Origin of the sequence: Pseudomonas sp. 2024-210, assembly GCF_045062345.1 — a bacterium.
Taxonomy (GTDB): domain Bacteria; phylum Pseudomonadota; class Gammaproteobacteria; order Pseudomonadales; family Pseudomonadaceae; genus Aquipseudomonas.
The window spans coordinates 1-26,968 of record NZ_JBJGEJ010000022.1 but is presented as its reverse complement, the minus strand read 5'-3'; the positions used below and the strand labels follow the sequence as shown (position 1 = coordinate 26,968).

The window sequence follows — 26,968 nt, the reverse complement described above, 5'->3', positions numbered from 1 at the left end:
ACTCCTACCCCATTTGCTCAGGCAGTAACTTTCCCCAATGGCTATCAAAAAATCTGAACTGTATTCCTCCCTGTGGAAATCCTGCGACGAGTTACGTGGTGGTATGGATGCTTCACAGTACAAGGACTACGTCCTGGTGCTGCTGTTCGTGAAGTACGTATCCGACAAATACGCTGGCAAACACAGCGCAATGCTTGAGGTGCCGGTCGGCGGGGGCTTTGCCGACATGATCGCGCTCAAAGGCGACAAGGAAATTGGCGACAAGCTCAACATCATCATTCGCACCCTTGCCGAGGCCAACAGCCTCACCGGCGTGATTGATGTGGCCGACTTCAACGATGCCGAAAAGCTTGGCAAAGGCAAGGAGATGGTGGATCGGCTGTCCAACCTGGTAAGCATCTTCGACTCACCCGGCTTAAATTTCAAAGGTAACCGCGCTCAGGGTGACGACATCCTCGGCGATGCTTACGAATACCTGATGCGCCACTTCGCCACCGAGTCAGGCAAAAGTAAAGGTCAGTTCTACACCCCGGCAGAAGTCTCGCGGATCATGGCTAAGGTCATCTGCATTAACGCAGCCACCGACAGCACCCAGACCATTTATGACCCGGCCTGCGGTTCTGGCTCGTTGTTGTTGAAAGCCCACGACGAAGCCAAGCACGCCACCAACCTCGACCTGAGCATCTATGGCCAGGAAATGGACAACGCCACCAGTGCCTTGGCTAAGATGAACATGATCTTGCACAGTTGCGAGACGGCCACCATCTGGAAGGACAATAGCCTCTCTGCGCCGTACTTCACTGAAGCCCATGGCCCGTTCAAAGGTCAGCTCAAGCGTTTTGACTTCGTCGTCGCCAACCCTCCTTTCTCAACCAAAGCTTGGAGCAACGGGTTCAATCCGGCTGAAGATGAGTTTGAGCGCTTCGGTTTGGGTATTCCGCCCGAGAAGAATGGTGACTACGCCTTCTTGCTGCATATCCTTACCTCGCTCAAGCACTCTGGCAAAGGCGCGGTAATTCTTCCGCACGGAGTGCTATTCCGTGGAGGTGCTGAAGGCACTATTCGCCAGCGCATTCTCCAGCAGGGCTTTATCAAGGGCATCATCGGCTTACCGGCGAACCTGTTTTACGGCACCGGCATCCCGGCCTGCATCATCATTCTGGATAAAGAGCACGCCCACAGCCGCAAAGACATATTTATGCTCGATGCCAGCAAAGGCTTTATTAAAGACGGCAACAAAAACCGCCTGCGCGAGCAAGACATTCACAAGATCGTCGACACCTTCACCCAGCAGCACGAAGTAGCCAAATACTCTCGCCTAGTGCCGCTGGCCGAGATTGCTGCCAATGACTACAACCTCAACATCCCGCGCTATATCGACGCCAGCGCTGCCGAAGACCTGCAAGACATTGCCGCCCACCTGCAAGGCGGCATTCCCAACCGCGACATCGATGCGTTGGCCGCCTATTGGCAGGTTATCCCGGCGGTACGCGCCAGCCTGTTTGCCCCCGCACGGGCTGGCTACAGCCTGCTGCAAGTGGCCATTGGTGCGATCAAACCGACTATTTTTGCCCATCCAGAATTCACCACTTTCAACCAGACCATCACCGAGCTGTTCGAAGGCTGGAAAACCCGCAATCGTCCGCATTTGCACGCCATCGCAATTGGTGACAAACCCAAGGCGTTGATCGACAACCTGGCCGAAGACCTGCTCGCCAGCTTCGCCCAGGCCCCGTTGCTGGATGCCTACGACGTATACCAGCACCTGCTCGATTACTGGGCCACAGCCATGCAGGACGATCTGTATCAGCTAGTCAGCGACGGCTGGCAGGCACTGATTGTTGATGGCCCGAACAAAGGCCAGCCGAACACAGACTTGTTGCCGCCAGAGCTGCTGATCAAACGCTACTTCGCCACAGATGCCGCTGCCATCGAGCAGCTCGCAGCCGCCCGCGATGCTTTTAGCCGCCAGCTTGAAGAGATGGATGAAGAACAGGGTGGCGAAGATGGTCTGTTAGCCGAGGGTAAAACCGACAAAGGCAAACTCAGCGCCAAAAGCGTGAAAGATCGAATCAAGGTAATCAAAATCGACCTAGATGCCGCCAATGAGCGCTCTGCCCTTGAGCACTATCTCGCCGTGCTGGAGCAAGAAGCCGCCGCAGGGAAAAAGGTCAAAGATGCGCAAAAGGCGCTCGATGTAAAAGTCGCCAAGCAATATATTCAGCTCAGCGAGCCGGATATCAAAGCCTTGGTGATTGAAGACAAATGGATTGCGACCTTGACCATTGATGTACAGACCGAACTGAATCGCGTCTCCCAAGCCCTGACCTCGCGTATACGCCAACTGGCAGAACGCTATACCACGCCGTTACCGCAATTGACCATTGAGGTCGAGGCACTGGCAGCTAGGGTGGGCGAGCACCTAGCCAAGATGGGTTTTGCGCTATGAGTGCGCAGGTTAGGCCGGGGTACAAGCTGACGGAGGCTGGGGTGATTCCGGAGGATTGGGAAGTCAAAAAACTTGGAGATATTGCAATCATTGCTACAGGTAGCACGCCGCCTACTCGGGATTCGGCGAACTATGGCGATGAATTTCTATTTGTCAGTCCAGCCGACTTGGGCGATGAAAAGGATGTAATTGATACTCAAAGAAAGCTTACCAAGAAAGGCTTCGCGATTTCTCGACGCTTCCCAAGGGACTCCATACTTTTTGTATGTATTGGTTCCATAGGCAAGTGTGGAGTTGCTTCAGTCGACTTAACGACAAATCAGCAAATCAACGCAATTTTTCCATCTCCAGCCTTTTCGACTGATTACCTTTATTACACTGTATGTGCGGCAGCGCCAAAAGTTCGAGCTCTTGCAGGTGAACAGGTCATACCAATAGTCAACAAAACGCAGTTTTCTGAAACACCGGTATCACTCCCATCTATTCCCGAACAGCGCGCCATCGCCGCCGCCCTGTCCGACATGGACGCCCTGATCAGCGGCCTAGATCAATTTATCGCCAAAAAACGCGACATCAAACAAGCCGCCATGCAACAACTCCTCACCGGCCAACAACGCCTGCCGGGGTTTAGTGGAGAGTGGACGCTGAAGCGGACTTGCGAGCTTGGTGAGATCGTAACTGGAAATACTCCGAGCACCACTATGGCCCATTATTGGGGTGGTGATTTTCCTTGGATCACGCCTACAGATATTTCAATCTGCCGTGATATGTTTGAATCTTCGCGTCTCATAACCATTGAAGGGCTTCAGTCAATTCGACGCCTACCAGCCAATACAGTGCTTGTAACGTGTATCGCCAGCATTGGTAAAAATGCGATATTGAGAGTTGAGGGTGCTTGCAATCAGCAAATCAATGCTGTGATACCAAGCCAAAAGAATAGCGCAGAGTTCCTTTATTATATATTCGAAGCAAGTAAGGAATACCTGCTGTCTAATGCTGGAACTACGGCAACTAGCATTATTTCGAAGGCGACCTTTTCGGAACTTACCTTTCGCGTTCCTCCCCTAGAAGAACAAGCCGCCATCGCCACCATCCTCTCCGATATGGACAGCGAACTATCCACTCTCGAAACCCGCCGCAACAAGGCCCGTCAACTCAAGCAGGGCATGATGCAAGAACTACTGACCGGCAGGATTCGGTTATCTCAAAGCTCGCAGGAGGCAAAGTTATGGTAGCCGTAGTTGGCCAGATCGAACGCAAGACCCAAGACCGCGTGGTTGCGCTGTTCCAGCACACCCTCGGCTACGAGTATCTGGGCGACTGGGCAGATCGCGCCGACAACGCCAACATCGAGCAAGAACTGCTGCGTAGCTGGCTGACCAAGCAGGGTGTAGACGCGATGCTGATCACTCGCGCCTTGTTCGAACTGACCAAAGTGGCCGCTGATGCCAGCAAAAGTCTCTATGACCGCAATAAGGCGGTTTATGAGCTGTTGCGCTACGGCGTGCGAGTAAAACCCGAGGTGGGCGAGAATACCCAAACGGTTTGGTTAATCGACTGGAAAAACGCCGAGAACAACCACTTCGCACTGGCTGAGGAAGTAACGGTGAAGGGCGCAGATGCCAAGGCGAGCACAAAACGCCCGGATATAGTGTTGTACGTCAACGGCATCGCTCTGGCGGTACTGGAGTTGAAGCGATCCCGAACGGCAGTCAATCAGGGCATTCGTCAGAACCTGGATAACCAGAAGCCCGAGTTCATTCAGCCATTCTTTTCCACCATGCAGCTGGTGATGGCGGGCAACGATACGCAGGGTATGCGCTACGGCACCATCCAGACAGGTGAGAAGTATTTCCTGACGTGGAAGGAAGACAGTCCTGTCGATAACCTTCTGGATCGCCACCTGCAACAGGTGTGCAGTAAACACCGTTTACTGGAGTTGGTGCACGACTATGTGGTGTACGACAGCGGGGTGAAAAAGCTCTGCCGGCAGAATCAGTATTTCGGTGTGCGTGCCGCGCAGAAACACATAAACCGTCGTGAAGGCGGGATCATTTGGCACACCCAAGGCAGCGGTAAGTCACTGACCATGGTCTGGCTGGCCAAGTGGATTCGAGAAAACATCCAGGACTCTAGGGTGCTGATAATCACAGACCGCACCGAGCTAGATGAGCAGATCGAGAAGGTCTTTACCGGCGTCAATGAGCAGATTTATCGTAGCCAGAGCGGCGCTGACCTGATCGCCAAACTGAACCAGCCTGCACCCTGGCTGTTGTGTTCGTTGGTGCATAAATTTGGCAGCCGCGAAGAAGACGAATCAGAGAACCCCGATATCAAAGGCTTCCTTGAGGAACTGCGTAAGAACCTGCCAGCTGATTTTCGCGCCAAGGGCGATATCTATGTGTTCGTCGATGAGTGCCACCGCACCCAGTCTGGCGAACTGCACAAAGCGATGAAGGCGATTCTGCCCAATGCGCTATTTGTCGGCTTCACCGGTACGCCGCTGCTCAAAGCTGACAAGCAAAAGAGCATCGAGGTGTTTGGCGGCTACATCCACACCTACAAGTTTGATGAGGCAGTTAAGGATGGCGTAGTGCTGGACTTGCGCTACGAAGCCCGCGACATCGACCAGAACATCACTTCGCAGAAAAAGGTCGATCAGTGGTTTGAGGCCAAAACTAAGGGGCTGAATGACCTTGCCAAAGCGCAGTTGAAGCAACGTTGGGGCACCTTGCAGAAGGTGCTTTCGAGCCAGTCGCGGCTGGAGAAAATCGTCGCGGACATCATGCTCGACCTAGCCATCCGCGACCGCTTAGCGAATGGGAGAGGCAATGCGATGCTGGTCACTAGCAGCATCTTCGAGGCCTGCAAATGCTACGAGCTATTCGCCAAGGCCGGCATGGCCGATACCTGCGCCATAGTTACCAGCTACAAGCCATCGCCAGCCGATATTAAGGGCGAGGCTACCGGCGAAGGGCTGACCGAGAAACTGCGTAAATACAACATCTACAACCAAATGCTGAACGGCAAAGATCCGGAGGTGTTCGAGAAAGAGGTTAAGCAGAAGTTCGTCAAAGAGCCGGGGCAGATGAAACTGCTGATTGTGGTCGATAAGCTGCTGACCGGCTTTGACGCACCTTCAGCCACCTACCTGTATATCGACAAACAAATGCGCGACCACGGCCTGTTTCAGGCTATCTGTCGGGTCAACCGCCTGGACGGTGAAGACAAACAATACGGTTACATCATCGATTACAAAGATCTGTTCAAGCAGCTTGAAAACTCTATCGGCGACTACACCAGCGGAGCGCTGGATGGCTTCGATAAAGCCGATGTCGCTGGCCTGCTGGAAGACCGTCTCAGTAACGCCCGTGACGACCTTGAGGATGCGCGCGAGACGATCAAGGCGCTGTGCGAGCTGGTTGATCGGCCAAGAGATACGCTGGCTTATTTGCGCTATTTTTGCGGGACTGAATCGGGCAATGCCGAACAACTCAAGGCCAATGAGCCGCGCCGGTTAAACCTGTACAAGATGACCTCTGCCTTGATTCGCTGCTTCGCCAGCGTGGCCAATGAGTTGGAAGAGGCGGGCTACAGCGCCAAGCAAATTGCCGAGATCAAAGACGAAGTCGATCACTACAACAAAGTACGTGACGAGGTGAAGGTTGCCAGTGGCGACTACATCGACCTCAAGGCCTATGAGCCTGATATGCGCTTTTTGATCGACACCTACATCCGTGCCGAAGAGAGCGAAAAAATCTCGGCGTTCGATGATATGTCGCTGATTCAGCTTATCGTAGAACGCGGCGTTGATGCGGTAGAGGTGTTACCCAAGGGTATTCGCGGCAGCCAGGAGGCTGTGGCAGAAACCATCGAGAACAACGTGCGCAAGCTGATCATCGATGAGTCGCCGATCAACCCAAAGTATTACGAGACCATGTCGTCCTTGCTGGATGCCTTGATCGCCAAGCGTAAAGAAGACGCCATCAGCTATCAGGAGTATTTGCAGGAGGTTGTTGAGCTGGCCAAACAAGCCAAGAATCCCAGCAGCACCAATAGTTATCCCTCGACCATGAGCACCGGTGCACGTCAGGCGCTGTACGACAACCTGGATAAAAACGCTGGATTGGCACTTGCGGTCGATAACGCGGTAATGGCCAACCGTCAGGATGATTGGCGCAACAACGCCTTTAAGGTGCGCAAAGTGCGGCTGGCGATTAAAGAGGTGCTTGATGCAGCCGGCCACGATGCGGCAGAACTTGCCGGCGAGTACCATGCGGGCGCGGCCAATCAGGCCTTGGATAAGCTGCTAGAACTGGTAACGAGCCAACGTGACTACTGACAGCCACAGCATCACCGTCAGCGGCCTAAGCGTCGAGGTGGTGCGTAAGAACATCAAAAACCTGCACCTGGGCGTTTATCCGCCCTTGGGTCGGGTGCGCGTGGCTGCCCCATTGGCCGTCAGCGACGATGCTGTGCGCTTGGCGGTGGTTGGAAAGCTCGGCTGGATCAAACGCCAGCGCGCCAAATTCCAAGCCCAGCCGCGACAATCTCAACGGCGCATGGTCAGCGGCGAGAGCCATTACTTTATGGGACAGCGTTATCGTCTGCGTGTAGTCGAAGGCAGCACACCGATGCGGGTCGCGTTGCGGGGCAAGGCCGCGCTGGATCTGTTCGTGCGCCCGGAGACCAGTACCGAACGGCGAGAAGAACTGCTCCAAGCCTTCTACCGTGCCGAGCTAAAAAAACTAATCCCCACCCTGCTAGATAAATGGCAGCCGATCTTGGGGGTTGAGGTGAACGCTTGGGGCATCAAGAAGATGAAAACTAAGTGGGGCACCTGCAACATCGCCGCCCGCCGCGTCTGGCTTAACCTGGAATTGGCCAAAAAGCCAATCCAGTGCCTGGAATACATTCTCGTCCACGAACTGCTACACCTAATCGAACGCCACCACAACGACCGCTTTCGCGGCCTGATGGATAAGTACTTACCGCAATGGCAGGCGCATCGAGATGAGTTGAATAGGTCGTTGTTGGCTGAAGAACGCTGGGATTACTAAAATCTATCAGCCTTTCTGTCCATTTAAACCTAACACAGTTCTTAACTTAGTCAGACCTGGGTGAGATAGGACAAGCCCTATATGAAAAAAGGCCCTCATTGAGCCTTTTTTTACTCAAAGAAAATTCATTTGGTCAGCCAGGACTCGACGGTCGCGGAGCCGTGCTCAGCTTTCCATTCCTTCAGAGTCTTGTGATTGCCGCCTTTGGTTTCGACGACTTCTCCAGTGTGAGGGTTTTTATAAACCTTCACTTGGCGTGGCTTACGGGCGCCAGCTTTGGATTCGACGACTGGAGCGCGGCGGCGCGCTTGCGGATCAAGCAGGTTGATCACGTTCGGCAGGCTGTAACCGTACTCGGCGAGCAAAGCGCGCAACTTCGTTTCGAACTCGATTTCTTGCTTCAGGCCGGCATCGCCTTTCAGGGCTTCAAGAGCCTGGAGCTGCTCGGCTAGGTGTTTTTCGAGCTGGCGGAATTCGGCGAGTTTGGACATTGGGGCCTCCGTGGTTTTATCGGATATTCAAGTCAAAATAAATTTAGAGTGTCTTGTGAAGACAGCAAGATTTGAATTTTTATTACTTTACCGCAGAGTTGGAAAGACGGTTAAACACATCTGCATAAATGCCAGTATCTGCCAGCGAAAAAAGTAGCATTTCAACTTCATGGATGCGGTTGGAATCACCCCATAGATCCTGACTCACCTTGGAGACCAACGACACATAAGCAGCGTAGGTGCTGTGCTCAGGAATAAAATGGTTCCTTCGGATCGTCTTAGGGTCACTCGCACCATGAACGTGAGGCTGCGGATGGCCCAATTTTTCCCTTAAAAGCAGAGTTGAAACATCCAACATCTTTAAGCGTGAATTGCGCCCTTCTGGCATCGGAAAAATCGGGTGCTTGGCCCCGGCTAGATAATTGATAGCGTTCAGCGAGTAGGCAACCCTGGCATCATAAATACATGCCCAGTCAGGGCAGACGATGGACGCCCATTTCGACCAGCTACTGATCATCTTGAATGAGGGGTTGTATACCACCGGAGGAGCTGTGAATCGCCCCAGGTTTCCTAGACACTCTCCAGGCTCGCTGCGTAACGCTTTTCAAACTCTACCGGTGACAGCTGATTGTTGAAACTGTGGCGTCGTTTTGGGTTGTAAAACATCTCGATGTAATCGAACACATCATCCCGAGCATCCTGGCGTGTAGTGTAGATTTTACGCTTGATCCGCTCCCGCTTTAGCAGCTGGAAAAAGCTCTCCGCCACAGCGTTGTCGTGGCAGTTACCTCGACGACTCATGCTGGCTACCAGGTTGTTAGCTTTCAAGAAGCTTCGCCAGTCTGAGCTGCTGTACTGACTGCCTTGATCCGAGTGGATCATCACCTCTTGCTTCGGCTTACGTCTCCAAACCGCCATCAGCAGTGCATCAATGGCTACGTCGCTGGTCATCTGCGACTTCATTGACCAACCAATGATCTGGCGTGAAAACAGATCGAGCACCACGGCCAAATACAGCCAGCCTTCATATGTTCGGATGTAGGTAATGTCTGTGACCCAGACTTTGTTGGGTTCTCTGACATCGAATTGGCGCTTCAGTAAGTTCGGTGAGGCAACGGCTGGTTTACCGCCATATTTTCCCGGCCTCCGTCGATACCCAGTCTGAGAACGTAAACCTTCAAGGCGCATCAACCTAGCTACCCGGTGACGGCCACAGCTCTCACCAACCTCTCGCAGGTCATCATGGATCTTGCGATAGCCATAAACACCACCGCTTTCCAACCAGGAGTGTTTGATCAGTCCAAGCAGTCGCTGATCGTCCTTGGCTCGCGCAGATTTTGGTTCTGATAGCCACGCGTAGTAGCCGCTGGGATGAACCTTGAGCGTCAGGCAAAGCCGTCGAATCGCGTAATGACCCGCTTGCTGCTTAATAAAGGCGTACTTCAGCCGCACTCCTTGGCAAAGTACGCGGCGGCCTTTTTTAAGATGTCTCGCTCCTCCGTCACCCGTTTCAGCTCGGCCCGTAGACGACGAACCTCAGCGCTCTGATCATCCTCCTCAACGCGCTGTTCCTGGGGCTTGGTGTAGCGCTTAACCCAGGCATAGAGGCTGTGCACGGACACACCCAATCGTGCAGCCACCTCCGAGACAGGAAGCTTCTTTTCGGTCACTTGTTTGACCGCCTGGATTTTGAATTCTTCGGGATATCGCTGGTTGCTCATGGCACCTCCTAATGGGCCTCATTTTAAGGCTTGGAGGTGTCTACGAAACTAGGGGCGATTCATTCCGCAGTAGCGACGAATTCATTACCGCTCAGAGAGAGAAGCGTCAAGAACCTCATTTCTGCGAAGTTCTCGTCAGACTGTAAACTTTGGATCGCCTTTTTCCAGCGATTCCTTTTATTCGTTTCCTTAAGGCACGCTCGCAGGCCAGCCAAAAATTCGGTTTTAAGGGCTTTACGATGTTTTAACTCATGTTCATCGGCGCCTTTAACTTTGAGTCCGACGTAGTAAAAGCAGGTGCCTTTTGCTGGATCTGGTTGTTCGGCAGGCGGATCAAATGGGTCGAACGCGCTGAAGGAAACCAATACGACGCTGCTAAAAAACTCCTGACTGATGGGTGTTTTCGGCATCCCCCAAGGATTAATCTGATATATGCCATCGGCGCCTGCATGCCCGTCCCTGATCGAGTTGATCATGCCGTTAAGGATAGTAGTCTTCCCGATGCCATTGCGACCTATCAGAGCGTGAATATTGGTCGAAGGGGTAGACTCGGCCTCAACCTCGAAGCTAAGTTCAATGCCTGCAGTCGCGCTGTCCGTCAGTTTTGTATATACAAACGAATAGTCAGTGCGAATGGCCCCACCCTGCAGAACCCGAGGAAATTGCTCTTTGACACTGCTCAAACTAACGTCGCGCAGAAGAGAGGTTGAGAAAACATCTTCCTCAATAATCCCTTCCACAATTTCTGGATTCGCGACGATATCCTTGAGCCCAGTTAAATATTCAAACTTCAGTGAAGATGAGTCAATTTTGGCTATTTCACTGTAGTATTCAACACTATTACCCAGAGAAAAAAAACCCTCTGGCAGCACGGTGAAACGGGGAGGAAGTTTCGAGTAGGTTGAAGTAGAGGTTTCCTGACCTTTAAAAGCGATCTTCACATTTTCAAGTTCAAAACGCTCTCCTGCCTCATCAAAAAGCACTACATAAAACATCGTTACAAATTTGAAATCATTCCAGCGATCGAACTTGAGATAGGCCGCATTCCTCGCATGGCTTGGGAATTTTTCATCTCTGCCTATGACGTAAAAATCCATTCTCGTGCAATCTCCGGAGTGCTCGTAACCGAGCGGCCACGAAGGACTAGATAGTAAAACTTAAGGCCTTCATATTACCAGAGACTACAGGAAAAATTCAGATTGAAACGCTTCGCATTACTAGTTCGGGGCGCTAAATACTAAGAGGTCACAGCGAGTTACTTCTAGAGGTCTGACGGAGCTCGAGCGATGAGCTTGTCCCGAATCGACTCCCACTCCTCCATTGAAATGAGCACCGCAGTCCGGCGTTCCCCCTCGATGAAAAACGGTTTGCGAGTCGTGATCACCTAGTCGAGCAACTCGTCAAAATGACTTATTGCCCAAGCAGCTGACCATCGTTCATCTGACATGTGCCAGGCCCTATCTCGAGCTCAAAAAGGTGACTTTATCACCGTCATTTAGAAACGGTCGGCGGATTCGATTAGCTTGCGAAAGCTAGCTCTTCCGAGGTCTCGCTTGAAGCTAGCGATGACGTAATTACCATCTTGAGTCTCGAGTAACCAAAACCGGCCTTCTTTTCTCGCTGATTGAATTTTACCGGTGCGGAGGATAGAACCATCGGCTCTGTGGTAGGCATCGTCCTTCTGAGAGTAATCGAAAGACACCCCGAGGCAAGTGTCCCCGGCGATCAGTGCATCGATGATAAACGCTGTAATGGGCACGGTGTATTTACGTAGACTCGCCCGCACCAGGCGACTTAACTGAAAGTCACTCAATTCCTTACTATGGAATTCCAGCTCAATTACTTCAGGCATCCAACCCAAGCTCCAAAACGACTCTGTTTAAATTGTCGGAGAGCATCGCTTACCCTGCCTTCATCGAAAAGGCAGTCGCCACGCTGGCCTCTTTTCTCAGGCCCGATCCCCAGAGGAGGTAGACCGTACTTTTGGTTTCAAACATGCACCCCTGGCTAAAAGACACGCCAAAATTGCTGCGCACCCACATCCGAGGCTGAAAGCGGCCTCTACTGTCTAGGACGACTTCGTGAGCGTATAGAGTTGCCGGGAGTAAACCGAGCTTCGTCAGTTTTTCCCTTTCCTCAGGCGTCACAGTGAGATCGATCAAAATCCACTGTTTGACCACACAGAAGGCTTTGCCAGGGAAAGACTTTGCTGCCAAAGAGATCAGTCCTTCTTCAGAGTCCTGCCAGCCTGGCGATTCATCTCCTGTTCCGTAAAGTAACTGCGAGATTTCATTCAAAGTGACCATTCAAAAACCTTAGATTCACACTAAATATCAACCGTTCGAACAAACTCACACCCGCTAGTTTTGATCTATCAACTCCGAGCTCATGGAGGACACTGACGAGATCTATTCACCATCAAACCACCACCAAGCACCCAGGATCGAAGCCTGTCCTTTGACCCGGATAACCGCGTGGATTGGAAACCACTCGGCACCCATTCTTGAGGAAGTCTGCTGCAAAATGCGTGTGCCCATGTATCCAAAGATCATTCTTACTAAGAAACTCTGACCAATCGTTCGCATAGGCTGCAACCAGGTGTCCGGGGTGATCGTCACCTAGATGATCCAACGCTGGTGCATGGTGTGTGACCACCACGGTTTTACCGTCGAAGGGTTTATCGAGTTCTTGGGCTAACCAGCGGCGTGCCCTCATTGATTTAGCGACCAAATCGTCTGGACGTAAGCGCCTGTAATCCAAGTCGGCTCGAATCACCAAGAAATCGTTCATCGAATCCCAAGCAACGCGCTTTGCCGCAACCACATCACCCGTAGACGAATAATCCGTCCAGGCAGTTGTGACCAAAAAGCGCGTGCCATCGAGAATGAGCATCTCGTTTTCGAGTACATGCACATGGGGCAATGCAGCGTTTTTCATCTTTCGCAGTGTGTGACCTATGTGCCCGCCGTAGTACTCATGATTACCGCAGACATAGATCACCGGGCATTGAAAAACCTCGTTTGCCCATTTCACTCCACGTGATTTGATATCAATGTCGCCAGCGAGAATGACGACGTCCGCATCGCTTGGGGTGGTATCGAACCGAGCGAACTCGAGGTGCAGATCTGAATAAATTTGGATCTTCATGGATTAACCTGCCGCCGTTGTAGTGGCAGAGCGATTCGGGGTCTGAGAGTTGGTGCAATGGAAATGCTTCCCTGCGGCAGTCATGGCGTCGTAGATCGTTCGAGTATTTCTGAGCAAGCCTGCGTCGATCTCGCCGGGAGAGCTGCTGTAAACTGCTCCGCTTTCGACTTTATGAAGCAGTACGCACTCACCTTTTCTGTCATAGCCGACGATCACACTGATCAACTTTTCCATCCGTTCTAAAGAGCTCCCGTTAATGCAAGCGGGAGTAACAACCTGAACCGCCTCAATCGTGTGCTCTCGGCTCCGCTGAGAGATTAGGTGGGCCAACATAGAGGGGTCTGTTGGCATCATTTTTTTGAACCGAACCTCTGCTCCTTCACAAATGCGAAAGCGAACGTGATACCAAAAATCTTCCGCGTTTCGCTCGACCATCCGCCAAGCCGTGCGGCCAGGCCCAGGGAAGCCCGGTAAGCCGACCATACAAGACTCATCTGAAATAAACATGACGCTGGTTTCCTCGTTTGCGGTGCTGCAATTCGAAATGCGGCGGGGCGATTGGGGAAGTATTCACACGAAAGTTCATGCGCCTTCTCCTGCTTGTCGCTTCTCAGCCTAAGCAGCTTGAATTCACCCGCGTCTATTCCCCCACGCACTGACAATTTATGGCTATTGTTCACTATAAGAAGGCTACCCCATGTGCCAATTCTTCTGGGCGTAGCCAAGTGGTGCACTCCGGCTTCGAGGCTACCAACGAGTCTCCGGCCTGGCCTGAACTGACTGTATGAGGCTGATTAAATCGCAAGCCGCCCATGCTAAGTCCCAAAAATATAAATATATAGATTTGAATGGGATTACGCAAACACGGCATACCGTCATGCTTTGGGAGGGGAGTCAGGATGTTGCTTCGCCAAGCATATGCTGCAGTGCTACAGACGTTGAGAGCTCGACTGGGTCTCTCACAGCACGACATCGCGTTGACTGTCACACAATCGCACGTGAGCCAGCTTGAGGCTGTAAAAACGTCCGCCACTCTGGAAGTCAGCCAAGAGCTAGCAGAAGCTCTACATCTGCATCCTGTATCCTTTCTAGTGCTTGTGTACGCAGCCAAAGACCAACGACCAGCTCGGGAAGTTCTGCACTTAGCTCTAGAAGAGTTGGAAGCTAATAATCTGCTGGATATCCCCCTTCCTATTCAGCCCGAAAAACTGTCTTATCCCCAATCGGTGGCAGCGCAGAAAAAATGGGAAGCCGTCCAGGAGCTAAAAAAAGAAGGGCACAGTCAAGCTGAGGTTGTGCAGATCTTGGGGATGCCGAAATCAACAGTCGGACGTCTTTGGCACTTGAAAACCCCGTAGAAGAAAATGTCTTCCCTTGCTTAGTGAAAGCCCGTGGTTACATTCTCTTAGCTCTGCTCAATTCAACATAGACGATTTTGTAGAGATCTGACCTTGAGTGCGAGGAGATCGGACATCTTCTCTCAGGTACACTCCACTTTTTGTGACAGTGGAATCGGCATGACAAAGGAATGGCGAGCATCTGCTTGGGGGCGGCTGCTGACGAAATCCGAAACGTGGCGCCTCTGGGTCGAAGATGGATGTCTTCTGCTGAAGCTGCGTGACGCCACTTTGAAGATAAACCCCCACAGCCTCGCAAGTGTGGAAGTGAGTCGGGGGGTGCTATGGACGGACTTAACATTCTTCCAAGACCGCAAATACCACATAGATGGTTTGCCCAACTCCAAAGAGCCCTCGCTGACCCAGGAGTTGGGGAGACTGCTTCAGGTAGCTAGGCGCAGCCAGTTTGAGGACTGTTATTCATCCATAAAGGGGTGGTTGGATAAGGTCGCGTCAACCATTAGCACTGCAGATTCCCAGCACCACTGGTTAACCCACGAAAAGCAGCAAGCTCTCATTGATGCAAAACCGACTCTTAATATTGACGACCAGGCATTAACCAAGCTCTTCCGGACTGCCGATGTTCAATCTTCTCTCGGTGAACTTGCCGGGGCAATCCACCAGGATCTCGATGCCTGGATGTGTGAGTGGAAAGAGTCGTGGGCAGCACGAAATGAAGCATTCATGCTGAGGGAGCTGGATGGATGCAAGGAGCTACTCGCGAACGTCGAAAGCAAGCCACTTACGGGTGAGCAATCAAGAGCGGTCATATGCTTTGACAATCGAGTCCAGGTCATCGCATCCGCAGGTTCGGGCAAAACCTCGACCATGGTTGCCAAGGCAGTTTATGCCCTGCACCGCGAGCTAGTTCCGCCCAAGTCGATTGTCATGCTTGCCTTTAACAAGGATGCAGCCGGCGAGCTGCAGGCGCGGATCGCAGCATCACTGAATCGGCTCGGCATCGAAGACGTGGAAGTAGAGGCCAAGACTTTCCACGCGTTGGGGCTTTCCATAATTGCTGAAGCTACAGGCCGCAAACCCCACGTCCCGAATTGGGCAGTAGAGAGCCAACTTGGACTCATGAAGCTTCTGAACATAGTCGACGACCTGAAAGACCAGTCTGAATCGTTCAGGGCTCAGTGGGATCTATTTCGCTTGGTGCTAGGACGGGATGTTCCTGCTGCTGGGGAGGAGCAGTCGTTTGAAGCATGGGATAAAGAAGGACAAGGCCGACTCGTCTCGTTGGGTGGTGAGCTTGTAGCTAGCCAAGAAGAGCGAATTATCGCTAACTGGCTGTTCTACAACGGCATCGACTATCAGTATGAACGATGCTACGAGCACAATACTGCTACAGCGATGCATCGCCAGTATTTTCCCGATTTTTATTATCCCGCTATCGATCTTTATCACGAACATTTCGCGCTAGACGCGCAAGGCAATCCTCCTGAACATTTCAAGGATTACTCGCAAGGTGTGGTCTGGAAGCGCGACACACATAAACGTTTGGGCACAGCCCTGATTGAGACGACTTCACATCAGTTACAGACCGGGAATATTTTCGATCATCTATCCAAGGAACTAACTGCTCGCGGTATTACTCTCGATCCAAATCCGGATCGACCAATTCCTGCAAAAGGCGTGGTACCGATCGAACATGTCGACCTGGTCAAGCTGCTTCGCATGTTCATCACGCACTTCAAAAGTAACAGCCTCAGCATGGAGCAAATGTCAGATCGCATTCGAGATTTACCACCTGGGGCATTCAAATACCGCTTTGAAGCGTTCCTTGATCTTGCCGGCCCCGTGATCGATGGTTGGAACATGGCTTTGGCCCAAGATCGAGGAATCGATTTCGAGGACATGATTAACATGGCGGCTGAACGACTTGAGCAAGGTCATCCCTCCCCATACAGCCTTGTAATGGCTGATGAATATCAGGACGCCTCAAGGGCTAGGGCTCGCCTCTGCCGCGCTCTAGTCTCGGAGCCCGGTCGCCATTTGTTTGCTGTAGGGGACGACTGGCAATCGATCAACCGGTTTGCTGGCGCGGACATATCTGTAATGACAGGCTTCCGAGACTGGTTCGGTCACGGTCAAATCTACCGTCTAGGCACTACATTTCGGTGTCCGCAAGAGATCTGTGACGTGTCTAGCCGATTCGTCTCAAAGAACCCAGTTCAGTTGGAGAAGACGGTTACGTCAGTGACACCTGCTATTGGCGCTGCTATCCAGGCTTTCCAGGTTCTCGACAGAAACCAGATCCAAGACGCCATCAATCAGTACCTAACAAACCTCTATCACAAGCTGATTGAGGGAGAGATACCTGCGGGAAAAAGTGGCAAAGTGAGTGTTTTCATTCTAGGGCGCTACAAAAACGACCGACAGTATGTTCCAGACAGCTGGCAGTATAATTTCGGCGACCGTATCGAGCTTAAATTTAAGACAATCCATACCTCCAAAGGTGATGAGGCAGAATACGTTCTGCTCCCGAGTATGGTGGCTCGCGGATTCCCGAATCTAAAAAGCGATGACTCAGTGCTCGAGCTGGTGATGCCAGCCGGCGATACATACCCATACAGCGAAGAACGCCGTCTGTTCTACGTGGCTCTGACTCGAGCTCGCCGATCAGTTGCGATGTTCACTGTGATGGGAAAAAACTCACCGTTTCTGGATGAGATGGTTAAGGAGGGAGCCATCAAGGTCACCAGCATTCGCGGAGAACCCATACATGAAGACAGGTGCCCCTTGTGCAAACGAGGAGTGATGGTCGCTAAGGAAGGCCCCTATGGCCAATTCCGCTCATGCTCAAGCTATCCGATGTGTAGTTTTAAGCCTAAGCAACAGAAGAGGCCTGCGGCGCGCGGTTCCGGGGCGTCCGACAGGGGCCCTTGGTAATCCATTTGCTTATGTCGATATGATTGGGTTGAATAAGGCGACCTCTAGGCTGATGGCGTGATTTGCTGTTCATGACAAGCCTTGCGGTATCGCGACACCCTGAAGGGGGGGAGGTAACGGCGGCCTGTAGGGCATTTGTCCGCATGCTGGCTACGCTCCCCGACCAATGATCTGTAGCCAGAGCGGTTATAGTTCACGAGTACGCCTACCTAAAAGCTGGAGCTATGAAGACAGGTTCGTCGGATGCTTACGCTGGGCTCATGGATCAAACTTGTAACCTGATTCGTACCTCTTCTCGTGGGCCGGCAATGTTTGGGACATAGTCAAAATAGGTGTTGAGCATTTTGACCGCTGTGAAGATGTCGTAGGTTTCGAGCACTGCGGCGATACGCTCACCCTCGAATTGTTCGAGATCATTTTGAATCGCCCCGGGTTTCCTAGACACCTATTTGCCTTAAACTGAGGCCAATTAGGAGGTGCCGTGAGCAACCCACGTTATCCCGAAGAGTTCAAAATCCAAGCGGTCAATCAAGTGACCGAAAAGAAGCTACCTGTCGCTAATTTAGCGGCCCGTCTCGGCGTGTCGACGCATAACTGCTGGGTTTGATCTAGCATTCCTGGCTGGAGAGCGGCGGCGTTTATGGCTATCGCAAAATCCATGACGACCTGCGCGAAATCGGTGAAGACTGTGGCCGCTATCGTGTAGCGAGGCTGATGCGTCTTGAAGGGCTGCGCTCTCAGATAGGGTATCGACGCCGCTCTAGAAAGTACGGCAATCTCACCGAGCATTTGGATGACTCTCGGGCTGCCATCACACGGCATCATGCTTCATGACCTGGTTCGCGAAGGACTGCCTTTCGAATATCTCGCGCCGATAGCGAGCTTGGGTTCTGCAGGACACTGAGTCGGCTATCTTGTCGGATTTTTCTCATACATACGCGATAGTGGTGATGTACCAAGTGGCTTCGCCACTGGGTGTCTGGACTACTACCTCATCTCCTTGTTCTTTCTTCAACAGCGCACGAGCCATAGGCGAGTCGATGGATATGTAATCATTGCGTCCATAGATCTCATCGTATCCGACTATCCGGAATTTCTTGATATCTGCGTCATCGTTTTCGATTTCGACCCATGCGCCAAAGAAAACCTTCCCATCCTGCTCGGGTGAATAATCGACGACTCTGATGTCCTCTAGTCGCTTTCGAAGGTACCGGACGCGTCGGTCTATTTCTCGGAGCAGCTTTTTGTTGTATTGATAATCTGCGTTCTCACTCCGATCCCCGAGGGATGCTGCCCAGGCGACTTTCTGAGTGATTTCTGGTCGATAGACCCGCCAGAGGTGATCCAGCTCCTCTTTGAGGGCATCGTGACCACTGCGGGTGATAATGTTTGTAGCCAACGTTACCTCCTATTATGAGTTAATCGGCTGCCTAGCCGTTGGCAGTGAACGTTTAGCGTTCGAATGCATACGGCGAGTAGCTGCCGTCTTTAGACTCTTCCATTGAACATTCGTCTCTGACTCAAAGGTCTATTGAACCCGAAGCGGGTGGTTGTGGCAGCAGCATAGAAAAGTGACGTGACTTGACGATCTGGATTATGCGTCTTGCCCTCATTAGAGCGCTACTACTGCCCCGGCAGCAGCAGCGGGAGTGTGGGGTTGCGAGGCGTTTCCCTTTCCGATACGGCGCATTCATTAGGTTTGTGCATCTCACAGACGGATGTTGAGGAATCTCATTTCACGATGACATTAATATCCGCGCTGACCGAGTACTGGAACGGATTACATCGGCTTGGCTTGGCCCACCGTTTCGAGAAGGCGCGATCCCATTGGGGGCTAGGAAATAGATAAGGTGCGTTCCAGGCTCTGCAGGGAATGAACATATTTCGGTACATAGGGCTCGCCGGCTCCGACGTCTACTGCCATGACAAGGACGCGAGGGTAAAAGGTGTAAGAAAGGATGTGTAGACGCTACAGAAGGGCGTGTGACATCACCACCTGTCTAACCTGCTTGGTGTCCAGGGCGAGCTGGCATTCCTTTGCCATCGTAAGCTTGCTAATGGGAGTGCTGGTGCTTGGGCCCGTTGCGGCACCTACTTTACTCGGTGATTCCAGTCGCAATCTCAACGGTAAGTAGGTGCTGCGGGATTACTGTGATTCAGTGTTGCGGGTATTGCTGTGTAGCGGCTATGGCGCGACCTGCAGTGCTCACGCGTCCCAGTTCAGCAGGCACTACTGGTGATGCAGGTGCTACAGGTACTGCAGTGCTTTTTCGAAAGCGTCTAGCGTGCCTGGCTTGAAGAGCTGTTCACCGTTCGCGCCAACCACATCGCTGCGCTCACCTCGTTTCAGTGATCGCTCGGTCAGGAACTGTGCTGAAGAAAGGTATTCCAGAGCTCGACGCTCACCGGGTGACAGCTTGAACTGCGCGGACGGTGGGAGGCGGACATCAACGTCGAACACCTTGTTGGGCGGCACGATCTCTTTCAGTTTGCGCTCAGCGTCTTTGAGCTCGCCGAGCAGCATTTTGGTCAAAAGCTTCTGCTCGCCCATGGGTAGCGCTTCAATCCATGAGTATTGCCCTGTGGCTTCTTTCTGCTTAGGCGGTAACGTAGCAGCGAAGGCGTCAATCAGTGCTCGATAGTTGACACCGCTCTGATTACGCAAGCTCTGCGCCGCGGGTACACCGTAGACTTTGCCTACTCGTGCGATCATTGAGTAGCTGAAGTCGGTGCTCCCCCGCTCCTTTTGCTCCTTGCAAGCATTGAAGACGGCTTCAAGAGTGGTGTGAGTGCGTGGCTTAGTGATTGCTTTGAGATGCGCCAGCATTTCTTCGGGGCTCATGAGGAGTACTCCCAATCTTCATTTTCAATAAAGGTCTGATAGCCGTCCTTGCCCGCAATGGCCGTGCAAGGGCCCTGGATTGCCTCGAAAGCTAATTCGAAAGTCGAGTCGGAATCAAGAGTGAGTGCCATGACCTCTGTTGCCTTGGCTCCTGTCAAAAGTTTTTGAATTGCTCCCTCGGTCACACGTTCGTGAGCGGGAAGGTCTTGCATCAACAACCGACCTTCGACCACGGCGTCTAGCTTCTCCCAAGATTTGAGGCGGGCTAGCATGAACTGCGTAAGCTGGTTCCCCATAATCAGCTGTTGTTTAGCGTCCAGGCGAAATAGCGACGGTGTCATATTGTTTAGCTCGATCATCCGATCAAGCATCTGCGCGCGTGGCGCGACAGCCAGTTCAGCCTTGGCCGATACGTAAATTTCCGCGTTTACACACACTTCATTGAGCTGATGGAAGAACGAGGTTTCTTCGATGACTACCATAGCTTCGTGATCCGGCTGCATGATGAGCTGGGTAGAATCTGAGTCATTGTCGCTCTCGATACGTTCATTCATAACGGCTTGACATTGATTCGCTAAGCGATTGATTGAGTTCATGTCGGAGAGATACATGTCAGCTTTCCGAGAGGCGGTTTCGATCTGTCCGAGCAGAGCGATCACCTCAATCTCCAGCGCGTTCCTTGCAGCTTCGTCGAATTTCAATCCCTTTTTTTCGCAATCATATTGTTCAGCATCGGATAGTTCGATGCTTGCCCGCAACTCTTCGGTTGTTTGCTCCATGTCATGCAGATGGTCGAATTGCATAGTCGCTGCTAGGGAAATTTCGTTGGCCAACGAGAGCAGGCCACCCAGGAAAACCGGGCCGGTGATGAAATGCCGGCAACGGATACAGTTCTCGCTGCCCAGATACCCTGCAGGTACATAAATATACTTACCATTTTCTTCTGCATAGCCGTCACTGCACCGGTTAGCAGCGAAGGGGCACATGCCGTAGTCGCGGAAAAGCGCACTGCCAGCAGCGATTTCTCCCACAAAGCGTTTGATAGCTTCATCGTTGTTCGTAATGAGTTGACTGCGGATTTTATTGACGCGGCCCTGCTCGACCATCTGATACGCAGCTTTGGCCTGGTTGGACAATGCGCGCTTTTCTCCTTCATTGAATCTCAGGCGCAGCATTTCATTGTTAATTTTCACGTAGTAGATCGACATGATCACAGAGCTATGTCCGGCGATCTTGACAATGACCTCCAGCGGAAGTCGGAACTCCATAACATAAGCAGTTATCAAGCTTACCCTCAACGTGTGGGGCGTATATTCCGATGTGTAGGCAGTCACGGCCGCTGGATTGCCATTCAAGGTGGCCAACTTGAGTGCCTTAGGTTGGCTGTTGTAAAGCGCGATGGCAATCCGGCTACTAAGGCGAGATGAAAAACTTCCACTGCATTCCTCGGCTTCGAAATCACGAAACAGAAAGCAATTACTACCTTTTTTCTTCAGGTCATCTTCACACAGGTTAGTGAAGCGACATTCCACCCAAGGCATAGGGCGGTTAATAGGGTTGTATTTGGTCTGCCATTGACGAAAGCGAACTATCCAGAGCGCGAGATACTCCGGAATCCAGGGTACGTCGTAATAAGGGCGCTTGCGGGAAGTTTTGTTTGTAGTGAGGTGCATCCCGTTTTCATTGTTAGGATACTGTTTGACAAACCCTTGCTCCTTCGTTTTGCCTTTCAGTTTCAAGGAGTTATTGATCCATGCAACTTTGCCATCTTTGATGACAGGTATTTTTTTATCCGCTTCTCCAGAATCCACGTAACTTAGCTGTATACCGCGAACAGGGACAGACGCCAGCGCGTATGTGTGCATCCAGTGCCCGGGAAACCAGATCTTGTATTTGCCATTAACGCATTTGTAGACGCAATCTGGGTCATCACGATCGATAAGAGATTCATCAACGTCATACCAGTCTGCTTCAAACCCATGAAGGTGTTCCAAGTCAGAAAAGCTCGTGGCGTTACACGGAACAATCCAGTCTCGCATCCCTGCGACGAACTGATAAGCGAGGGCTGGCTTTACCGTTTCTGTGGGTTGCACCAGATACCCAAGATCTTTTGAGTAGGGTGCAAACGGATCGCGAGCTCCTTCGATAAGAGTTATTTCACCGGTGTAGTCACATTTAATGCTGAGGTGCTCTTGAATGTAATGGGTGGCGAATTCCCGGAGTCCGTTGACAACCTTCCGTTGCAGGGACTCCCTGATGCTCGAAACGAAAAGCTCGAATTCTATTATTTTGAACCGGTCTGTCGTGAATAACTGTGTCGGGTGATGGCCGATGCCAATCGGAGAAAGAAAATCACGTACAAATCGTACAATGTAATTTTCTTTAACGGAAGCGCCTTTAACGATCCGCAGATAAGATGCTATTGCCGGCTTCCAGTTTTCATAAGGAGCCCTAATAGTGTGCAGTGTGTACGGCTCATCTTTTCCAAGGTAACAAGCCCAATTTACCCATACACCCTCATATACTTTATCCGGCGTTAGTGGGAGACGTTTCTCTCCGCTTGAAACAATGAATTTTTTATATTCGGCTGCCGTTTGCAAATCGGCAGCCCACACGATGGATATAGCCTCATCATAAGTATAGGGCGTCTGGATGTCACAGAAATCATACCAGTCGATCCATTCATCTTTGAATGTACGGTGTGGATTAGCCGGTAGACTGGGGTACAGCGACTGTTTTTGACGATATCCTTTACTATCCTTGATTCCCAAAATTTTTACTGCGGTTTTTGCCTCTGCGAGAGTTATGCATTTTTCAGGAAGAATAAAATCTTTCCAACTTGTGTATTCTTTATAAACTTCTCGAGGTGCCATAGGAAGCTTTAAATCTAAATGTCGAAGTTTTGCGTAATCTGTAATCGTGACTATACCTAGTTTGCGTGCTGCTGCTCCAGCAGTGCGCATGGTGGGGTGAAACCCACCATACATGAAAGCGCGCCACCCAGTACTTGGCCAGGTTTGGCGGTAGAAAATATCGGGACGCTTAGGAAGCAGAGGATCTTCTGAAAAGCGCGTAAAATAATCGGTCTTAACGGAAATTCCGAGACGTCGGACAGCTGCCGTCGCGTGTTCTATTGTTTTATATTTGGGGCTGTAGCCTAGGAACTCTAGCCATCCAGGCCATGAATCCTTATAATGCTTAGCTGGTTCTCTAGGAAGTCTTGGGTCTTCAGAAAAGCAAGCAGCGTATTCCTGGTCTGTGGCTATTCCCAAGGCATTAACGGCCTCTTTGGCATCATGATAAGAGATATATGGCTCGCGGCCTTGCTTAAGAAAATGTGCCCAACCAATCCATTTTTTCTTATAAGTTAGATTAGGCGCGACGGGAAATCTTGGTTCGTTTTCTCGAACTTTAAAATACTGTGCGGACGATCGAATATTATGTTTGACAAGAAAATCCTGCGCCTCTTCAAATGCGAAAAGCGTGGCGCGCTGCTGTATGTTAAGATAATCGTACCAGTCATTCCATTCCTTATAGGCCAATTGCGGCGAAGCATAAAGTCGAGAGTCAATTTCTAGACAGGTGCCTCTATAATCCGCTATAGAGCGAAAATTGTAAGATCTTGCGATCTGTCGCGCCTCGTAGAAATCACTGTATTTCTCCTCCTTATCGAGAAAGTCGTGCCAGTTTTTCCATTCTCCTGCATATTTGGTGTCGGGCCGAGAAGGAAGGCGGTAATCTCTCTTGTAGTATTGAGCGTACTCTTTAGCTGTTGTTATTCCCAGCTTAATGATGGCGCATTTGGCATCGTCATAACTGTAAAGCGCGGCAGCGCCTCGACCTGTAAAGTGAAGATATCCTTTCCATTCATCCTTGTAGACCTCATTCGGGGAGCTAGGGATGCGTGGATCTTCAGTGCGTCGCAGCTTGAAGTCCTTGATAGTAGTTATGCCGAGCTTAATACAGGCCTCGCGCGCCTCTTCAAGCGTTTCATAAAAATCTGATTTCTTGCCCATGAAGCTTTATTCCCAGTGTGTTGATGTAGCTGAGTTTTGGGGGTTGAGGAGTGCGTGTCTTGGTGGTTGTTTATTCATTGTTCCAGGGTTAAATTCGGCTTGTCGTAGGCATGGGTGTGCCCGTCTCTGATCTTTGAAGGTGCAAAGAGGTGGGGTTTGAATTGGGAATATAATGGTTCCCCGCCAGAAGCCAAAACAGCTGTTGCAGTTTAAAGCTCCGCGGGATTTTCTAATCCTCTACATAACTTTTTGTTTCCTATGTGAATCGTACCTAGGCGTCGGAGGCGGTGTCGTGTTTTTGGAATCGCAGTTGGGAGGCAATGTTTGGATAACTATAAGAATCGCTCTTGGGATCACTAGTGGGAGCGAGGTGAGAAAGTGATTCGGCATTCGCCCGCCTTTCAACTTCCCGCATTCTTTTATTTAGATCAGCGTTAGTCATTTGCACGTAAATCAGGCAAGAGTTAGGGGATTTGTGGTGCATGCTTTTTTGAATCTCAATTTGAGTAAACCCTGCTTCTGCTAGACGATAGCCGTAAGCATGTCGATGGCCATGTTCCGTGGTTCCGTAGTATTTTCCGCACTGCAGTCCGATCCGTTTTACCGCTGACTTATGTAATCGCTGAAAGTTTTTAATGGTTTCCGGCCTACCTTTACTGTTAGTAAAGGCATAAGGATGTCCTAGCCCACTCGGCTCCGCGCGCTGGTAAAGCAGATAATTTCGAAACGCGAGCAAGAATTCAGTTGCTTTTGCGGGCGGGTAAAAATTAACATTGAAGAATTTGTGGCTGTTTACAGTTGGTGCTTTCCAGCCGGCATGCTGGGTTTCAGACTTCAGGTACTGAACTCTTGGTTTCAGCCTGAACTTCCTCAACAGATAGTCTTCGCGATTTTTATAGCCTTTTTCGGGTGCAGTACCTTCCGATGGATGATGGATGCGGATAACGACTTCCATACGACCGAGGTCAATATCTATATCATCTAGGTAGATATGGAAGAGCTCGCTTTTCCGCACGCCACCCCAGTGCATCAACAGGGTCATCGCCTGGCTTTTGTAATCCGTGTAACGGCGCTCGTCCTTGCTAAGAGCGCTCGCAATGATGAAGCCGTTGTCGATCAGCTTGTTAAAGCTATCCTTTGGAAAGCGCTTAACTTCGTCTCGCATAATACTCAGTGATCTTTCGCGCTGTATTTGCCGGGCATACTGGTTTTTTTCCGCCTCAGAGCCCTTGGTCAAATGGTTGAGCAGCTTGGCGTCCTGGCGGTGATGATAGGCGCACCAATTGAGCTTCTCTTCATAGGTCGTCGCTCGCCTAATAGGGTTCATAAGAACGCCGCTATGACCTGGTTGAGTAGCAAGCCAGTCGGTATACCCTGTCAGATAGCCGATCAACTCATCCGCATCGTTAGCAGTGCGGGCGCTCCAGAAAAGTCCTGTAGGGTCTTCCAGGTCGAGATCGATGGTGCCGTTTCTCAACGCGTTACTGAATGACATCAGCAGCGTCGTAGGCGAATCGAAAGGAATGCCGCTCTTTGCTATGAAATCGAGCAGTAAAATTACAGCCAGATTCACACGATCCCGCCAAGACATGCTCCTACGTTGCTCGCTGTGGTATTGCAGGAGCGATACCAGTATTCCACGATCAGTCAACAACCCAGGCAGTCGCATTTTCTTGATGTTCGTAGCGCTCTGGTAGTCCACCTTCACCCTCATGCAAAAAGTCATCGGCGAGCACCTTCGAGCAGGTGGGAGCTCAATTTTTTTCGGCTGCCTATTTTGTTGCTGCTTTTGTTGGGGGTGCTTTTGACGGAGGCACCGAGGCTCATCGGGGAGATTGCGCTGGTGATGCTCGGAGAGCCGACAGAATTGCACTGGAGGGTTTTGGTCGCGGTTTGTATGCTTGGCTGCTGGGGGCCGGGGTGTTGGTAGATAGTTGGTCGTGCGTGATGGGGTGACGGGCCGTCACGAAGTGTTGCCGCTAGGGGAGGCAGATTTGCAGGATAAGATAGATGGATGCTTGACACTTTTCGCGCGCTCATTATATGCTATATATTGACGAGTATTTTGAATACAAAGTATAGCATTTTGGTTTTTTTCTTAAAGTCAAATTTATTTTTTTGTTTTATTTATTTAAAATACCCTTAGTGGTATTTTAAAGGGTTTTTATTCTTCTCTGCTTTCGGGTTGGACATCCATCTATTGTCCGGTTTTCATTCCTCGGCGTAGAGATTCAGGCCTGTTAGTTATGCTATGTGGGATAGCGGCTCAGGCCTTGGCATTTTCGCCCGTCATACGTAGCTGATTGAAAGGCGCTCGTGAGCATTTTGGCTTGAGAGATTGTTCTCGCTTTCTTTTTTTGTTCAGTTCCCCGCCATCCCCGATCCTGCTTAGTCCGTCTGTTTCTGACGTGAACGTCCGGCGACCTTTTGCCTGAATGGCGCCGTGTTAGCTGGTATCGGCAGTGCGGCCACTGAGCAGATTCGTGCTGAGGGTGAGGTTAACTGGATGGTCGAGCTATGGCAGTGCGTTCGTTCGTTGGTTTTTTTCAGTGATTATTGATCGCTAAGTCATTTGGGTTGGAGTAACGATATGGGCGACCTCTTATTCGCTCGATCTGCAGGCTATCAACGAGACGCCGGGTAGATTTAAGCAAGCCAGCCACTTCACCCGTTAATCAGCATTGCAAAAATGGGGGTTACTATAGATTTCAGTAGGCCACTACAGGGCGAGCATTGAGTCGGTAGAGCGACAAGCTCTGCTGGCACATCTGATTGCACGCTTGCGCCCCCTATCTGTCGACTGTTTGATTCTTCAGAATCTCATTTGCCACCATTAGCCGGCTATACCTTTACTTCAGCCTATTCAGAGGGGCCGACGTGAAGGCTGCACCTGACTCACTATCAAGGAGAGGGGGGGGGCTTGGCTAAAGTATGCAGTTCTGGCTGTGTG

Annotated in this window: 19 protein-coding genes and 1 pseudogene; 7 read left to right on the top strand and 13 right to left on the bottom strand. The window is 51.1% G+C overall.

Annotation, left to right across the window (positions count from 1 at the left end; genetic code table 11):
* Positions 1-37 precede the first annotated feature (37 nt).
* From ACI7MX_RS21270 to ACI7MX_RS21255, 4 genes are read left to right on the top strand one after another with little or no spacing between them, the layout of a single operon-like run.
* Positions 38-2,449, top strand: coding sequence for a type I restriction-modification system subunit M (locus ACI7MX_RS21270; protein ID WP_202210424.1), 2,412 nt, complete (start codon positions 38-40; stop codon positions 2,447-2,449).
* Positions 2,450-2,490: 41 nt separating this feature from the next.
* On the top strand, positions 2,491-3,684 hold the full coding sequence (locus ACI7MX_RS21265; protein WP_202210423.1) for a restriction endonuclease subunit S: 1,194 nt from the start codon (positions 2,491-2,493) through the stop codon (positions 3,682-3,684).
* The gene (locus ACI7MX_RS21260) at positions 3,678-6,791 is read left to right on the top strand and encodes a type I restriction endonuclease subunit R (protein WP_202210422.1); all 3,114 of its coding nucleotides are present in this window, start codon (positions 3,678-3,680) and stop codon (positions 6,789-6,791) included. Before ACI7MX_RS21265 ends, ACI7MX_RS21260 begins: the two co-directional genes overlap by 7 nt.
* Positions 6,781-7,509 carry a M48 family metallopeptidase gene (locus tag ACI7MX_RS21255; protein ID WP_202210421.1) on the top strand — a complete coding sequence of 243 codons (729 nt, stop codon included), beginning with the start codon at positions 6,781-6,783 and terminating at the stop codon, positions 7,507-7,509. Before ACI7MX_RS21260 ends, ACI7MX_RS21255 begins: the two co-directional genes overlap by 11 nt.
* Positions 7,510-7,634: 125 nt before the next feature.
* Here the strand turns inward: ACI7MX_RS21255 and ACI7MX_RS21250 are convergent, their stop codons facing one another.
* The 8 genes from ACI7MX_RS21250 to ACI7MX_RS21215 all read right to left on the bottom strand — a co-directional run bounded on the left by ACI7MX_RS21250 (position 7,635) and on the right by ACI7MX_RS21215 (position 13,375).
* Entirely contained in the window at positions 7,635-8,000 is a 366-nt protein-coding gene (locus ACI7MX_RS21250) for a histone-like nucleoid-structuring protein, MvaT/MvaU family (RefSeq protein ID WP_202210420.1), read from the bottom strand.
* A gap of 82 nt (positions 8,001-8,082) precedes the next feature.
* Positions 8,083-8,517, bottom strand: coding sequence for a hypothetical protein (locus ACI7MX_RS21245; protein WP_405591273.1), 435 nt, complete (start codon positions 8,515-8,517; stop codon positions 8,083-8,085).
* Between the two features lie 53 nt (positions 8,518-8,570).
* A protein-coding gene (locus ACI7MX_RS21240) for an IS3 family transposase (protein WP_088500423.1) occupies positions 8,571-9,721 on the bottom strand; the annotation gives its coding sequence in 2 pieces (ribosomal slippage) (positions 8,571-9,487 and positions 9,487-9,721; 1,152 coding nt in all).
* 59 nt (positions 9,722-9,780) lie between these two features.
* Complete coding sequence (locus tag ACI7MX_RS21235) at positions 9,781-10,818, bottom strand: hypothetical protein (RefSeq protein ID WP_405591270.1); 1,038 nt, start codon at positions 10,816-10,818, stop codon at positions 9,781-9,783.
* Positions 10,819-11,216: 398 nt separating this feature from the next.
* On the bottom strand, positions 11,217-11,573 hold the full coding sequence (locus ACI7MX_RS21230) for a hypothetical protein (protein WP_202210417.1): 357 nt from the start codon (positions 11,571-11,573) through the stop codon (positions 11,217-11,219).
* Between the two features lie 49 nt (positions 11,574-11,622).
* The gene (locus ACI7MX_RS21225) at positions 11,623-12,027 is read right to left on the bottom strand and encodes a DUF6957 family protein (RefSeq protein WP_202210416.1); all 405 of its coding nucleotides are present in this window, start codon (positions 12,025-12,027) and stop codon (positions 11,623-11,625) included.
* Between the two features lie 112 nt (positions 12,028-12,139).
* Positions 12,140-12,868, bottom strand: a complete 729-nt coding sequence (locus tag ACI7MX_RS21220) for a metallophosphoesterase family protein (RefSeq protein WP_202210415.1) — start codon at positions 12,866-12,868, stop codon at positions 12,140-12,142.
* A gap of 3 nt (positions 12,869-12,871) precedes the next feature.
* Entirely contained in the window at positions 12,872-13,375 is a 504-nt protein-coding gene (locus ACI7MX_RS21215; RefSeq protein ID WP_202210414.1) for a hypothetical protein, read from the bottom strand.
* A gap of 392 nt (positions 13,376-13,767) precedes the next feature.
* Here ACI7MX_RS21215 and ACI7MX_RS21210 point away from each other — a divergent pair, with 392 nt between their 5' ends.
* A complete protein-coding gene (locus ACI7MX_RS21210; protein ID WP_202210413.1) occupies positions 13,768-14,226 on the top strand; it encodes a helix-turn-helix domain-containing protein in 459 nt (152 codons plus the stop codon).
* Positions 14,227-14,385: 159 nt separating this feature from the next.
* Positions 14,386-17,160, top strand: a complete 2,775-nt coding sequence (locus ACI7MX_RS21205) for a UvrD-helicase domain-containing protein (protein ID WP_202210412.1) — start codon at positions 14,386-14,388, stop codon at positions 17,158-17,160.
* 265 nt (positions 17,161-17,425) lie between these two features.
* Here ACI7MX_RS21205 and ACI7MX_RS21200 read toward each other — a convergent pair whose 3' ends face one another.
* Complete coding sequence (locus tag ACI7MX_RS21200) at positions 17,426-17,605, bottom strand: hypothetical protein (protein WP_405591263.1); 180 nt, start codon at positions 17,603-17,605, stop codon at positions 17,426-17,428.
* A gap of 36 nt (positions 17,606-17,641) precedes the next feature.
* On the opposite strand from ACI7MX_RS21200, the pseudogene ACI7MX_RS21195 reads away from it, so the two are divergent.
* Positions 17,642-17,934: pseudogene (locus tag ACI7MX_RS21195) on the top strand (IS3 family transposase); the annotation flags it as partial.
* Between the two features lie 154 nt (positions 17,935-18,088).
* Here the strand turns inward: ACI7MX_RS21195 and greB are convergent.
* The 4 genes from greB to gmtY form a co-directional block, all read right to left on the bottom strand.
* Positions 18,089-18,559: a transcription elongation factor GreB gene (gene greB / locus ACI7MX_RS21190; RefSeq protein ID WP_202210411.1), complete on the bottom strand. Its 471-nt coding sequence runs from the start codon at positions 18,557-18,559 to the stop codon at positions 18,089-18,091.
* A gap of 849 nt (positions 18,560-19,408) precedes the next feature.
* Positions 19,409-20,002, bottom strand: a complete 594-nt coding sequence (gene gmtX, locus ACI7MX_RS21185) for a gamma-mobile-trio protein GmtX (RefSeq protein WP_202210410.1) — start codon at positions 20,000-20,002, stop codon at positions 19,409-19,411.
* Positions 19,999-24,018 carry a VPA1269 family protein gene (locus tag ACI7MX_RS21180; protein ID WP_202210409.1) on the bottom strand — a complete coding sequence of 1,340 codons (4,020 nt, stop codon included), beginning with the start codon at positions 24,016-24,018 and terminating at the stop codon, positions 19,999-20,001. Before ACI7MX_RS21180 ends, gmtX begins: the two co-directional genes overlap by 4 nt.
* A 271-nt stretch (positions 24,019-24,289) precedes the next feature.
* Entirely contained in the window at positions 24,290-25,732 is a 1,443-nt protein-coding gene (gene gmtY, locus ACI7MX_RS21175) for a gamma-mobile-trio recombinase GmtY (protein ID WP_405596050.1), read from the bottom strand.
* Positions 25,733-26,968: the final 1,236 nt, after the last annotated feature.

What these genes read in the sequence shown, in the direction of transcription:
- ACI7MX_RS21225 (WP_202210416.1), bottom strand. Translation starts at nt 12,027, where the DNA reads ATGGTCACTTTGAATGAAATCTCGCAGTTACTTTACGGAACAGGAGAT.
- gmtY (WP_405596050.1), bottom strand. Translation starts at nt 25,732, where the DNA reads ATGAGGGTGAAGGTGGACTACCAGAGCGCTACGAACATCAAGAAAATG.
- ACI7MX_RS21215 (WP_202210414.1), bottom strand. Translation starts at nt 13,375, where the DNA reads ATGTTTATTTCAGATGAGTCTTGTATGGTCGGCTTACCGGGCTTCCCT.
- ACI7MX_RS21260 (WP_202210422.1), top strand. Translation starts at nt 3,678, where the DNA reads ATGGTAGCCGTAGTTGGCCAGATCGAACGCAAGACCCAAGACCGCGTG.
- ACI7MX_RS21220 (WP_202210415.1), bottom strand. Translation starts at nt 12,868, where the DNA reads ATGAAGATCCAAATTTATTCAGATCTGCACCTCGAGTTCGCTCGGTTC.
- gmtX (WP_202210410.1), bottom strand. Translation starts at nt 20,002, where the DNA reads ATGAGCCCCGAAGAAATGCTGGCGCATCTCAAAGCAATCACTAAGCCA.
- ACI7MX_RS21245 (WP_405591273.1), bottom strand. Translation starts at nt 8,517, where the DNA reads ATGATCAGTAGCTGGTCGAAATGGGCGTCCATCGTCTGCCCTGACTGG.
- ACI7MX_RS21230 (WP_202210417.1), bottom strand. Translation starts at nt 11,573, where the DNA reads ATGCCTGAAGTAATTGAGCTGGAATTCCATAGTAAGGAATTGAGTGAC.
- ACI7MX_RS21270 (WP_202210424.1), top strand. Translation starts at nt 38, where the DNA reads ATGGCTATCAAAAAATCTGAACTGTATTCCTCCCTGTGGAAATCCTGC.
- ACI7MX_RS21180 (WP_202210409.1), bottom strand. Translation starts at nt 24,018, where the DNA reads ATGGGCAAGAAATCAGATTTTTATGAAACGCTTGAAGAGGCGCGCGAG.
- ACI7MX_RS21210 (WP_202210413.1), top strand. Translation starts at nt 13,768, where the DNA reads ATGTTGCTTCGCCAAGCATATGCTGCAGTGCTACAGACGTTGAGAGCT.
- ACI7MX_RS21250 (WP_202210420.1), bottom strand. Translation starts at nt 8,000, where the DNA reads ATGTCCAAACTCGCCGAATTCCGCCAGCTCGAAAAACACCTAGCCGAG.
- ACI7MX_RS21235 (WP_405591270.1), bottom strand. Translation starts at nt 10,818, where the DNA reads ATGGATTTTTACGTCATAGGCAGAGATGAAAAATTCCCAAGCCATGCG.
- ACI7MX_RS21205 (WP_202210412.1), top strand. Translation starts at nt 14,386, where the DNA reads ATGACAAAGGAATGGCGAGCATCTGCTTGGGGGCGGCTGCTGACGAAA.